The sequence below is a fragment of the Aquimarina sp. AD1 genome, assembly GCF_003443695.1.
Taxonomy (GTDB): domain Bacteria; phylum Bacteroidota; class Bacteroidia; order Flavobacteriales; family Flavobacteriaceae; genus Aquimarina; species Aquimarina latercula.
This window is the reverse complement of the sequence record NZ_CP031966.1, coordinates 5,203,244-5,215,748: the sequence shown is the minus strand read 5'-3', so window position 1 is coordinate 5,215,748 and position 12,505 is coordinate 5,203,244. Positions and strand designations below refer to the sequence as shown.

Annotated in this window: 16 protein-coding genes; 11 read left to right on the top strand and 5 right to left on the bottom strand. The window is 32.3% G+C overall.

Going from position 1 to position 12,505, the window contains the following annotated elements; translation table 11 throughout:
* The first annotated feature begins 186 nt into the window (after window positions 1-186).
* The 9 genes from D1815_RS22500 to D1815_RS22460 all read left to right on the top strand — a co-directional run bounded on the left by D1815_RS22500 (window position 187) and on the right by D1815_RS22460 (window position 6,762).
* Window positions 187-609: a hypothetical protein gene (locus D1815_RS22500; RefSeq protein ID WP_027393777.1), complete on the top strand. Its 423-nt coding sequence runs from the start codon at window positions 187-189 to the stop codon at window positions 607-609.
* A gap of 114 nt (window positions 610-723) precedes the next feature.
* Entirely contained in the window at window positions 724-1,068 is a 345-nt protein-coding gene (locus tag D1815_RS22495; RefSeq protein WP_035085696.1) for a zinc-ribbon domain-containing protein, read from the top strand.
* A gap of 30 nt (window positions 1,069-1,098) precedes the next feature.
* Window positions 1,099-1,788 (top strand): Lipl32 family lipoprotein, encoded by a 690-nt coding sequence (locus D1815_RS22490; RefSeq protein WP_027393776.1) that lies wholly within the window; start codon window positions 1,099-1,101, stop codon window positions 1,786-1,788.
* A gap of 95 nt (window positions 1,789-1,883) precedes the next feature.
* The gene (locus D1815_RS22485) at window positions 1,884-2,084 is read left to right on the top strand and encodes a hypothetical protein (RefSeq protein ID WP_118389588.1); all 201 of its coding nucleotides are present in this window, start codon (window positions 1,884-1,886) and stop codon (window positions 2,082-2,084) included.
* A 19-nt stretch (window positions 2,085-2,103) separates the two neighbouring features.
* Window positions 2,104-2,871 carry a hypothetical protein gene (locus D1815_RS22480; RefSeq protein WP_027393774.1) on the top strand — a complete coding sequence of 256 codons (768 nt, stop codon included), beginning with the start codon at window positions 2,104-2,106 and terminating at the stop codon, window positions 2,869-2,871.
* Between the two features lie 16 nt (window positions 2,872-2,887).
* On the top strand, window positions 2,888-3,925 hold the full coding sequence (locus tag D1815_RS22475; RefSeq protein ID WP_027393773.1) for an SPFH domain-containing protein: 1,038 nt from the start codon (window positions 2,888-2,890) through the stop codon (window positions 3,923-3,925).
* 28 nt (window positions 3,926-3,953) lie between these two features.
* The gene (locus tag D1815_RS22470; protein WP_118389586.1) at window positions 3,954-5,054 is read left to right on the top strand and encodes a DUF6620 family protein; all 1,101 of its coding nucleotides are present in this window, start codon (window positions 3,954-3,956) and stop codon (window positions 5,052-5,054) included.
* A gap of 176 nt (window positions 5,055-5,230) precedes the next feature.
* A complete protein-coding gene (locus tag D1815_RS22465) occupies window positions 5,231-5,872 on the top strand; it encodes a hypothetical protein (protein WP_027393771.1) in 642 nt (213 codons plus the stop codon).
* 14 nt (window positions 5,873-5,886) lie between these two features.
* A complete protein-coding gene (locus D1815_RS22460; protein WP_118389583.1) occupies window positions 5,887-6,762 on the top strand; it encodes a hypothetical protein in 876 nt (291 codons plus the stop codon).
* On the opposite strand, the gene D1815_RS22455 is transcribed toward D1815_RS22460, so the two are convergent.
* Entirely contained in the window at window positions 6,763-7,281 is a 519-nt protein-coding gene (locus D1815_RS22455; RefSeq protein WP_027393769.1) for a YkgJ family cysteine cluster protein, read from the bottom strand. It lies immediately after the preceding gene.
* A gap of 52 nt (window positions 7,282-7,333) precedes the next feature.
* Here D1815_RS22455 and D1815_RS22450 point away from each other — a divergent pair, with 52 nt between their 5' ends.
* Complete coding sequence (locus D1815_RS22450) at window positions 7,334-8,056, top strand: bifunctional 2-polyprenyl-6-hydroxyphenol methylase/3-demethylubiquinol 3-O-methyltransferase UbiG (RefSeq protein WP_027393768.1); 723 nt, start codon at window positions 7,334-7,336, stop codon at window positions 8,054-8,056.
* On the opposite strand, the gene D1815_RS22445 is transcribed toward D1815_RS22450, so the two are convergent.
* On the bottom strand, window positions 8,034-8,564 hold the full coding sequence (locus tag D1815_RS22445) for a DUF2059 domain-containing protein (RefSeq protein WP_118389581.1): 531 nt from the start codon (window positions 8,562-8,564) through the stop codon (window positions 8,034-8,036). The two genes, D1815_RS22450 and D1815_RS22445, sit on opposite strands and share 23 nt — an antisense overlap.
* 45 nt (window positions 8,565-8,609) lie before the next feature.
* Between D1815_RS22445 and D1815_RS22440 the strand changes: the two genes are divergently transcribed.
* A complete protein-coding gene (locus tag D1815_RS22440; protein WP_118389579.1) occupies window positions 8,610-9,380 on the top strand; it encodes a hypothetical protein in 771 nt (256 codons plus the stop codon).
* Window positions 9,381-9,404: 24 nt separating this feature from the next.
* Here the strand turns inward: D1815_RS22440 and D1815_RS22435 are convergent, their stop codons facing one another.
* From D1815_RS22435 to D1815_RS22425, 3 genes are all read right to left on the bottom strand, one after another.
* On the bottom strand, window positions 9,405-11,030 hold the full coding sequence (locus D1815_RS22435) for an amidohydrolase (protein WP_118389577.1): 1,626 nt from the start codon (window positions 11,028-11,030) through the stop codon (window positions 9,405-9,407).
* Window positions 11,031-11,153: 123 nt separating this feature from the next.
* Complete coding sequence (locus tag D1815_RS22430) at window positions 11,154-11,636, bottom strand: hypothetical protein (RefSeq protein ID WP_118389575.1); 483 nt, start codon at window positions 11,634-11,636, stop codon at window positions 11,154-11,156.
* Window positions 11,637-11,708: 72 nt separating this feature from the next.
* Window positions 11,709-12,176 (bottom strand): hypothetical protein, encoded by a 468-nt coding sequence (locus D1815_RS22425; RefSeq protein ID WP_027393764.1) that lies wholly within the window; start codon window positions 12,174-12,176, stop codon window positions 11,709-11,711.
* Window positions 12,177-12,505: the final 329 nt, after the last annotated feature.

Here is a 12,505-nt window from a genome sequence, read left to right as displayed (position 1 = left end):
ACACTTCTCTCCTATTTTCAGACTTAAAAAAGTAATACATCCCTGTTTTCAGGGTACTCATTTTCACCAGAAACTGTGTTTCTAACAGCTTATATAAATCACATCTTTGTACTGTAGTTATTGATAAACAAAATATCAAAACGTACAGCATTAAACTAATTACTAACCCTATAAAACCATAAAGACATGATCTGGGGAATCTCATTAATTTTATTAAGTATTTTAGCAGTACCATCACTATTGCTTTCAAAAAAACCAAACGCAAAAGAACTTTTAGAAAAAATAGAGCCTTATCAAGGATGGATTGGTCTAGTATTCTGTTTCTGGGGTGTTTGGGGAATTATTTCAGCAATCTTAAATCTAGGATGGCTTACTACCTATCCTATCTGGTGGGTGACTTTATTAGCCGGTAATATCATCTCTGCAGTACTTGGATTTATGTTAGGTTTCGGACTTATCAATAAATTTTTCTTATCCAAAAATGAAGCAGCAAAGGAAAAAGCAAACGAATTGAGAGCAAAACTAGCTCCTAAACAAGGTAAACTAGGAGTATTTGGATTGATCGTTGGTGGATGGATGATCGTAGCATCATTCCTTTTCTTTACATAAAATGTTAGTTAGTTGAAGAATGGGGAGAGAACATCGTGTTTAGAGATATCATTCTCTCCTCAATTCTGAACAACCAAAATTCATAAAAATAAATATCAAACTTATACTCGTACCATGATAATCTTCGGAACAAGTTCTTCTACAATTCATCCTGCAAAGCTTGATGGAGGTTGTTGTCCTTTTTGCAAAACAGAAAATCAGATGTGGATTCAAGGATATAGAAAATACTTTCACGTATTCTGGATTCCGTTCTTTCCACTGTGGAAAAAAGTATACTCTGTGTGTAGTCACTGCAAAGGTGCTTTTGAAAAACAAGAATTCGACAACGAAAAACTAATTAATAGCTTCGAACATTTTGAAAAAAATCGAATCAAAATTCCGTGGTATCATTTTACAGGTATAATCATCTTTTTATTACTAATTACACTAATAACAGTGTTACCATTATTTACTAATTAAACAAATTTAAATTACACAAATTACTACATTATGAAAACAAAAGTTTTATTTCTATTAAGCCTTATTGTTCTTGGAACTACAACCACTTTACAAGCTCAAAAGTTAAAAAAATTCGGAAGCTCTATTGAGAAAAAAATAGGTCCAAAAACAATTAAAGTACCTTATACAGATGTTGTATCATATCTTGGATATGCTGCTCCAGGAAATGAGGATGAAGTAAAAGATGGAAAAAAGTTCTATTATATTTATGTATGGGTTCCTGCAGTTGCTCCAGAACTTGGAGTAAGAATGATGTCTCCTGTAGGTAAAGCTAAAGTAAAAAAAGCAATCAAATCCGAAGCATATACTAAAAATGCAAAATCCGGAGATTATTTTGACACATACATTACATTAGAAAGATCCGATATCATTAGCACAGCCAATATCAGTCAAGATGCTGTAGATGGTGCCAACTGGACAATTTTAGAAAGAAATGATGATAGCGGTGAAATGCCAAAGCAACCAAGTGGTAGCTCTTACAACTCCCTATTGAGATATAAAAGCGATGTTAATGATCCTTTAAAAGCATTAACTGTTGGTTTATACCGTATCGGTTTCACTACTTACAAAACTGGAGAAGTAAAAGGTACTTTCTTGGCAGAAGTTGCTGCACCGGTAAAACTACCAGGTGTAGTAATGGCCAAAACTATTAAAGATTTAAAAGCCGGATTAAGCAAATAACATATTGTTATTAGATGATATAAGGAGCAGTTATTCCTACATGGATTTATAACAACCATGTAGGGATAACATCCTGAATTTAATCGCTTACCTATATGGAAGAAGACAACAATAAAGATGAAAAAAAGAAAAAAAATATTCTAGATGACATCTTAGGGAATGCTATTTCTTCTACAAAAAAATATGAAGAAACGAATGCTGGCTTAGAAACAAAAAAATGCATAAACTGTGGTGCTGCAAGACCAAGTGACACCGATCTCAAATATTGCGATTTCTGCGGAAATCAATTCTATTAAAACCTAACAAATTCAGATAATGTCTTTTATTTCTACGCAAAACAGATGGGATACTTTTCTTTTAAAAATAAAAGATAGATTTCACGAAGTACTTAGTAAAACAGAAGAAGCATTACCATTACTATTTGAAGCTACAGATTTTGAAACTATCACATTTCAAAATGCTTGGCAAGGAATATACTCGCAGGCATCTGATTTGATATCAAAAATAGATGATACCTGGTTTGATAAAGTAGAACAAACATTTTTAGATTCAGATTTAGAATATGGTTCAACTAAATTTATCAATGAACGAAATAAAGGATTTAAGTTACAGCACGATTTAAATCAAGAGCTAAAATCATATGAAGTACGAATTTTTGAAAAAGCTTCAAAAAAACTATTGTCATCTGTAAAAGAAACATTATCAGAAGATTTTTCGTGTACTCAATGTCAGGCAAAACTTCCTGTAAAAAGTAATTTTTTCAGATCTTATTATAGCACCTGTGATTATTGTCAAACTGTAAACACCTTCGAACCAGGAACCAAAGCAAGAAACATAGAACATTTTGCTGTTGATGCATTAGGACAAGCAGCAGCGCTTAAACATCACCTAACTTACGAAGATCTTAAGTTTCAAAACTACCTAAGTGATCGAGATATAATTAGTAAGGACGAATTAATCACTCAATATCGAAAATACATCGAAACCTTTCTAAAAAAAAGAATAGAAATCATTCCTGATTATCAAGATAGGTACGAAAAAGATCTCACGTCAAAAATGTCATTTCTAATCGATTATATATAATTCAAAAACAAAAAACATGTCAAACTCTTTTAGCAATCAACTGCGCTCAGTTATTGAATGGAATAATCCAAAATCTGATATACTTTTTGAAAAGTGGACACAAAGTGGAGATGAGATTAAAAATGCTTCAAAACTTATTGTCGGACCAGGACAGGGATGTCTTTTTGTATACGAAGGTAAAGTTGAAGGCTTTTTTGAAGAAGAGGGGCTTTATGATCTTAAAACAGGTAATATCCCATTTTGGACTACCATAAAAAATCTTATGTATAAGTTTGAATCTGCACATAAAGTAGGTATCTTTTTTTATCGAAAAGCAGAAATGCAAAACATACGTTGGGGTACACCTTCTCCTATAACCTATAAAGATCCTGTTTATAATTTTCCTGTAGGTTTAGGTGCATTTGGAAATTTTTCCTTTAGAATAACCAAAGCTGTTGATTTCTTTACCAATGTAATCGCAGGTGATGACTACTATCCGGTGAGATCCATACAAAAAGTAATTTTATCAAGGATTACACAACCAATTAGTGATTTTCTTGCCAAAGCATCTTTTAGCTATATTGATATTGATAAACATCGCAACGAGATTGCAGAATTTTCCAAAACAACCAGTAAAGAAATTTTTAATGCATTAGGATTCGAACTACTTGATTTTAGAATTGAGGGAACCAGTTTTGATCAAGAAACAAAAACTAGAATCGGTAGAATTTCGGACATGAGTGCCGAAGCACAAGCAATGAAAGAACTTGGTGTAAGTTATCAAGATTATCAACAGCTAGAGGCTCTTAAAAACATGGCAAAGAACGAAGGTGGTGGAAATTTAGGTATGCAAATGGGAGCTGGACTAGGAATGGGACAAATGATGGGAAATATGATGAACAGTCAGAATCATCATCAACAATCTTCACAACAGCAACAAAATACTACTCCTGCACAACCAAATCCAAACGATCCAATGGAAAAACTTGAAAAACTAAAAAAGATGTTTGACGCTGGATTTATTGACGAACAAGAATACAAGCAAAAAAAACAGGAAATCCTGTCTCAATTTTAATAAAAACCAATCACAAAAATTTAATAAAATGAGTAACATACACAAATTCACGGATCACGATAAAACAGAACAAGGTCAAAAAGCGATCGCCTTAGGAATAAAAAACAAACAATCTTCATCAGAGATTGATTATGATTATACTTCTCAGGAAGCTGCAGATTTTAACTGGCCAGATATCAATCCTGATCTTATTGGACATATAGAACCTTGGTTATGTTATGACAAGAAAAACGATGGAACTACTGGTGGATGGGTAGATCTCAATCAGTTTGCGAATGGACAAGAAAGAAAACTTAATGCATGTCTACAAACATTAGGTTTTCCAGAGGCTTTAAATACAGATTCTGATAGCGCAAGAAATATATTAGATGAAATTAATAATAGTGAGAACTTCGAAACTGTAGCGAAGCAATATGGATTCAAAAATAATCAGCACTTTTCGTTAGAAGATCACGTAGCATCTACTCTTATAAAAATAGAAAAAGCAGAAGGAAAAGCTTTTGACGCTGCAGACGATTTTTTAAAAGAACAAAAGGTAAAACTTGATGCGCAAATGGATGCTCATATAGAGGCTGCCACAGAAGGAGGCTTACTTGATCCAATTAAAGGGATCGATATGGAAACTTGGGCCGCTGCAAATGCAAAAATCGCGGGAGGTATGAATCTAGAAGAAATGCTAAAAGTAGTAGGAACCGAAAAACCTATTTGGGATGAAGTTTCTGCAGAATGGACTGCTAGAATGTCTCAAGATACTACATTTGCCATCTCAAAAGTATATGGAGATGCTTTTTTAAATTCTGATATCGGTAAGTTCGCATCGACAGCAACAAATGAAACTACAGAAGCAAATACTTCAAATGGTGGAAGCGCTCTTGATAAAGTTACCGAAGATTTTGAGCTTTATATAAAGATAATGTGCCATCAAAATATGGGAGCGTCACAAGGAAAAGATGCAGCTTCTATACTTGGTGAATATGGGCTTAGTGTAACCGATTGGAGTTCAGTTGGAGCACAATGGAGTACAAAAATGGCTACTGATACCCGTATGGCCTTAAAAATGGGAGAATTAATGGAAAAATACAACTCCGAGTTTGCTACTGCGGGTGCAGGAGATGATATAGATTTCTAGTAGTATTGATTTATAGAGAACAATGGCCTGATAATAATCAAGAGGGTTTCTTGACATTAGATATAGTTTATACTTGATAAAATCAGGTCATTTGTTTTATGAATTAGCAGTATATTTCTAATCCTTATAATTAACATTAGGAATTTTCTAAACGATCAATACAACAAACTCAAAAAATGAAATCAGTTCTTTTATTAATTCTACTATCTATTCAAGTGACATATTCTCAAAATGCCAAACCAAATAAAGAAGTCGAGCGATTAGTTAAATTAGGAAGAGAACATATTATTGAATCTGCACTAAAAGAAATAAATGAATCAGAGGTGCCGAAAATTAAAAAAGATGATTTTCATTTTATTACGGTAAAAGCAAGTGATCAGAGAATACTTGTAGAATTTGGGTATAACGTACTATATCTGCCCAAAAACACCAGCTATTACTCGAGTATTATTGTCGAATTGCCTTCAAAAAATGTATCTAAAAGCTCTGAAAGTAATGGAAGTCAAAATACTGCATTTTATAATCCAACGGCAGAACATCTTAGAGTAATTAATCTTATACTAAATCCAAACGGAAAGAATTCTGATATTTTTCATAAAGGAACGCCATATTCTCCAACGATTATTTATGAAGAAGAAAAACATTATAAAGTAGATTTTTCTTCTAGAGATCCTTATCTAGGTGGAAGTTTTTCTTCAGAAGAAATAGATAAGGAGACTGGAGAAATACTTTCTACTATCAGCGGACATTATGAACCTGCTCCAATATTTCCTGAAGATACAATCGATCAAGAAGAGTTTACAGAAATAAAAAATTAAAATATTACTAAGTAATGAAATTGAAACTTAAAACCTATAAATTTATTTTCTTCATACTTGCTAGTATAATTATTTATGGATTTAACACCTACCCATTAGATAATACTAATACTCCTATAAAATCAACTAGTATAACAGCTGAAAAATATCAAAATAAAATTCTCTACATAGAAGGTACTGGAGAAGGTACTGGTGCAGAAATACGTCTAAATGATATTCCTATTGGATATCTTTCTCCTAAAGGAGATTCTGAAATGAAACACATCCAGGTTGAATTGAATATAGTAACTGGAAAAAACAAACTATCTGTTTATCCTTCGTCAAATAAAGGGAATATTGCAGTACGACTAGTTAGGTATACTGAAGGAGATTGGATAGACGGTGTAGGAGGAGAAACTTTGCTATTGATCAAAACCAAAAATGATGATTCTCCAGTCCATAAAGAAATAACGTTATCAGGAAAGAAACCACATTGGTCCTGGTTAAATGCTGATGTCATATCTGATCCTAAAAGTCATAAGGAAGCCATTGCTTTTGCAAAATCATTCTATAATAATCTAAAAGATTTAGAAAATTTGGATGAAATTATTACTGCATTGAATCCAATATATTATGATATGTCAGCTATTGATCCAGAAATAACACTATCAATTAGAAATAAAGAGCTAAGAAAAAGTCTTTTAGAGAATTCTAAAAAGAACATCTGGCAATTTGATGATATTGACACCTTATCATTTATGGCAATTCCAGTTGGTAATGGTAGATTATATGATCTTCGAAGAACTGATGGATCTCCATTAATTCGTACAAGTCAAAATAGTAAATGGGATCGTATAACCTACAGAAATATAATAGGACGCAAAAATGGCATTTGGCAATTTTATAGATAATTATGCACGTCTATTACTTTTATGCTCTAAAGGCATAACTTCTTTCATCTTTTCTACAATATTATACGCTGCCGGGCAAACAGTAATATTTTGCATAGTTAAATCAGAAATTTGATGAAACTTTTTTCGATCTGTATGTGGAAACTCTTTACAAGCTTTCGGTCTTACATCATAAATCAAGCAATAATTATCAGAAGCCAAAAAAGCACAAGGCACTTCCTTAAGAACAAAATCACCGTCTTCATCCTTTTTTAGATACTGTTCTTCAAAATCATATGATTTCATTTTTAAATGCTTAGCGATTCGATCTACATCAATATCTGTAAATAAAGGTCCTGTAGTTTTACAACAATTAGCGCACTCTAGACAATCGGTTTTCTGAAACTCTTTAGTATGTAAATCTTGCATAAACCTATCCAAATTCTTTGGTGGTTTCTTTTTTAGCTTTGCAAAATACTTTTTATTCTCGTTCTGTGTATCTTTGGCCAGTTTCGGTAATTGATCTATGAATTCTTGCATAGCGCAAAATTACGAATTATGAATCACGAATTTCGAATTGAGAACTATAATGATGAACAAAGATATTTTTGGAGAAGCTATTAAAGATTTTTACAATAAAAAACATCAAGAAGATATTGTAGTCCAAGCTCCAGATTTTGATGATGATATCATACCTGTTTCTTATTTATTTAGAAATTATTCTGAAATGCCTAAAATCGAACAAAAAGCATTAGAACTTGCTTTTGGAGAAGTCCTCGATGTAGGTTGTGGTGCAGGAAGTCATAGCTTATTTTTATCAGAAGAGAAAAAACTAAAAGTACACGCAATTGATATTTCTGAAGGAGCCATAGAGATTTGTAAAAAAAGAGGAATCATAAATGCTAATGTTCAGGATATTTTTGATTTGAAAAAAACACAATATGATACCCTTTTGTTTTTAATGAATGGAAGTGGAATCATAGGGAAATTAGGAAGTATTGATCGTTTTTTTTTACACATTAAAAATTTATTAAAACCAAATGGTCAAATACTTATTGATTCTTCTGATATCTCTTATTTATTTGCAGAAGATGACGGAAGTTTTTGGGTAGATGCTTCTGCAGCATATTACGGAGAAATGCAGTACAAACTAAAATATAAAAATTTAGAATCTGATTGGTTCGATTGGTTATATGTCGATTACAATACCTTACAAAATGCTGCAAATGCTAATGGATTTATTTGCGAACTTTTACTAGAAGGAGAAAATAATGATTTTTTGGCTAAATTAACTATGGCATCTGATATCCTTTAGTCTTTAATTTCTTAATAGTCTCGGTATATAAATCTCTACTCCATAACTCACTAACCTCAGCAACCATTGTTCTTAATGAATCACCTTGATTCTGAACTTTTTGACCAACTTCGGAACTAAAAAAATCCGACAATGCTACTTTTTGACTATCGCTAAGCTGTGTTCTATCTTTTACCATCTGTTGTCCTGTTTCTGATTCGTAAAAAACGATAAGCTTTTTTATATCTTCATGAGAAAAATTACTGCGATATGCAGATACTAATAATGATTTAATATTTCTTAATGGCTCTGTTTTATCACCCATTAGTTCATTCCAAATATCGTCAGGAACATTCTGGGAGCTATATTGCTGTTTTAATAATGTAAACATTTGATCAATCGCTTGATCATATTGTTGTTCTGTTCCGTTTAAAGAAAAGTATCGCATCGCATCTTCATGGTACGATCTTTGTGCAAAATTTGCAGTAACTGTTAAAAATAACGTTAAAACAAAAACTAAGTTTCTCATAAATTCGTTTATTTACTAACCAACACCTCTGGAAAATCAAATTTTATGCAAATTACAAAATTCTTAAGTATTCTTTTATTCGCTTCTTTCATTCTTGTTGGATGTTCTGATGATGATGATAATACGCTTATTCCAGACGGCGAGTCACCTAACACACAGCCTTTAGGAACATCTGCCAATGATTTATTAAGTGATGCTAATTTTAGAGGATTAACAGTAGAGATTGTTTCTGTAGAAGGGTTTGCTCCAACAACTACTGCCGTAAATACTTTTAGAACTTTTTTAGAAGAACGTCTTTTTAAGCCAGATGGGATTACAATAAACCAACGTACTGTTTCTTCTTCTGGATTATCCCCATTTAATATTGATAAAATAAAAGAAATTGAAACTAATACAAGAACCGAATTTAATGAAGGTGATGAAATTACGGTTTATATCTATTTTGCAGATGGCACTAATGATAATGATGATGGATCTAGAGTTACCTTAGGTACCGCTTATTTAAACACTTCTATTGTTATTTATGAAAGCACACTTCGTAATCTAAGCAGTAATCCTAACGCTCCTATGTTATCTACCATAGAAGCCGCTACACTAAATCACGAATTTGCACATTTACTAGGACTTGTTAATATTGGAACCCCCTTACAATCGCAACACGAAAACACCGTGTCTAGAGGACATTGTAATGTACAAAACTGCCTTATGGAAGCAGCTATCGAGTTTGAAAGCGGTATGATGGACATGATGGGTAATGGAGTACCTGAACTTGATGCACAATGCATAGCAGACCTCCAAGGAAATGGAGGTCGTTAAAAGCTACACTAATTTTATCAATTATTAATATACTTTTTCTCCTCCTACATAGGTAGCATTCACCTTAATATTAGGGATTTTGTCTTCATTGATTTCCATAATATTTTCTTCTAAGATCACAAAATCGGCAAATTTACCAGTTGTAATGCTTCCTTTTTCAGATTCTTCAAAATTACTATAAGCAGCCCAGATAGTCATTCCTTTTAGGGTTTCTTCTCTGGTTAGGGCGTCTTCTTTTTGAAAACCATCTGCAGGGTATTGTTTTAGATCTTTACGAGCTACTGCTGCATAAAATGTATAAAATGGACTTACATTCTCTACAGGGTAATCAGTCCCTAATGCTAATTTACCTGTTTTATTAAGTAATTGTTTATACGCATATGCTCCTTTAATACGTTCCTTACCTAATCGTTCATCCGCCCAATACATATCGCTCGTAGCGTGTGTTGGCTGCACACTCATTACTAAATTATCGTTTAGTATTTTAAATTCTTCTGGAGCTACTACTTGTGCATGTTCCACGCGCCATCTTCTATCAGACTTATCTTTTAATACATCATAATAGGTGTTCATCACTACGGCATTAGCAGAATCTCCAATGGCGTGTGTATTCATCTGAAAAGGAGAAGCCGCTAATTTCACTGCTAATTCCTTAAATTCTTTTGTCCCAATAACCATTGCACCATAATGATCATGTTTATCTGAGTATGGTTTCTTCAATACTGCTCCTCGAGATCCCAATGCTCCATCTGCATATACCTTAAAAGAAGACACATTAAGCTTATCTGTTTTATGCACCCCCTGCATTAAATAATAATCTACATATGCAGGTACATTACTAACCATAGCATACATCCTTATTTTTAGTTCTTCAGCTTTTTGTAAACTGTCAATAACCTTAATAACATCTGGACTTAAACCTGCATCATCTACAGTTGTTAATCCATAACTAAAATTAATTTTTTCGGCATCTTTTAGCGCTGCTACTTGTTCTGCAACTGTAGGCTGTGGAAAAATTGCTTCTACTAATTCCATTGGATTATCAATCAACACACCTGTTAATTTTCCTTCTTTTTGGATAATTTCGCCACCAGCAATTTTTGTGTCAATAGTGATTTTTGCTAAATCTAATGCAGCTTGATTAGCAAGCATTGCGTGACCATCTACTCTGGTCACTGCTACAGGGATTTCTGGAAATAGACTATCTAGTTTCTCTTTGGTTGGAAATTCTTTAACTTCCCAATCATTTTGATCCCAACCTCGACCAGTTATAAATGATACTTTCTTTTTATCCTGAAAATCTATAATACGGGATAATACATCATCATAGCTAGTAGTACCTACTAAGTTTACTTTTTGCTGTTGCAGTCCTAACCCGTAAAAATGACAGTGAGCATCTATTAAACCGGGAACCACTGTCTTGCCTTTTGCATCTATAGAATCTGTAAAGGAATATGTTTTACTTACTTCTTCTAGACTCCCTACTGCTATAAATTTATCGTCTTTAATTACAAAGGCTTCTGCTTTAGGTTTTGATTCATCCACAGTATATACATTGGCATTAAAAACGAGTAAATCTGCTGTTTCCTTAGGTTGTTGACAAGAAATAAAAACAAGTGCACTAAGCGTACCTAAAAGTACTTTTTTCATGATATGTTGAGTTTGAAATGTGTTATCGGATAAAAATAAAGATAAAAAAGATGATATTCCTTTTTTTTCAAATTCTTAACTTTTGTAGAGCTATGGAAGTCATTGTTTAGTTAGTAGTACTGTTTATAAATTAACCACTCTTTTATAAATAATCCCTTCTGATCTATACACTATCATCAGAACATTAGTTCCTTGTCTATTATATAGCTCGGGACTACTCGTTGTTTTCCATTTTATTTTTCTTTTCTCAATTATATCATTCATCCAATCTTTATCATCTTTACTAGATAGAATCTTCTCCATTCCATCTGTCCATGTATTAACATCAGATGGATTTATCTTAATTACAAACTTATAATCCCAAGAAGATGCCCCTTGTAGTACAGTTCTACTATCTGAAAATCCATTTACATTAAATAATTCGAACTCTGCGTCTTCAAAATCGCTAAAATATTTAATTTCTTTTTTTAGAATTTCTACGCGTTCAATCTTAGAGTCATATTCATCACTATCTAATATAGTAGTATTAGGTTTTGAATTCGATGAATCAAAACAACTATTAAATATGAAAATTATTAGTAAAAGTAAAACAGTTAATTTCTTCATTACAATCAGAAGGTAAATCACTAGATGCTATGTGTTATGACAAATCATATATACTACAAAAATATTTAATAACTAATGGTTCAAAATATCATTGCGCAGTGAACGTATTTGAATGTTGTCATCAGCAAGATTTAGGAATTGAGTTTTATTCATGATGACTAAATTAATGTCGGTTAATCCATTTGGTCCATAATTATTTTCTGTAATAAACTTTCCATTATCCAATTCTAATATTGCGCTAGAATCGCTTATTTGCTCATCATCCAAGAATTTAAAATGTATATCTTTTATCTGTTTATTTCTAAACATTAGTCTAGATGTTAGACCGTATCTTTGAGCTTTTTCAAAACTGACACGTTTATTGTTTGAATAATCTTCTATTAAATCAAGATCATCGTCTGGATGCTTAGGCAATAAAACAACTTTACCACTGGATAATCTAATCTGAGACTGAAACTCTTGCATTCCCTGTTCGTTTTCGACTGTATAATTAAATCGAATTTTTGAGATTTTTTCATCAATTAAATCAGATAGTTTCATGGCTTAGTGTAGTATTAGTTAATGATTTGTGTTTTAACGTAGTAAGCTTAAATATAATAAATTTTCGAGTCAACGCATAACTCAATGCTGTGCACCTCTATTTTTATATATTATTCTAAAACATCAAATTAGAAATACTTCTCTAAATAATAGTTACAGATCTAGTAAATACAATCTTATTTTTATAATGCTTATAAAAAACTCTATTAGCTTTTGTAGTATTTCACAATATAAACATCCTCTATTCCAATTACGAGCTCTTTCTTTTCATTTTGAGTAAATTGAGCGTAGCTTTTCACACAAAGAATTAATAAGTTTTTAAATCACAT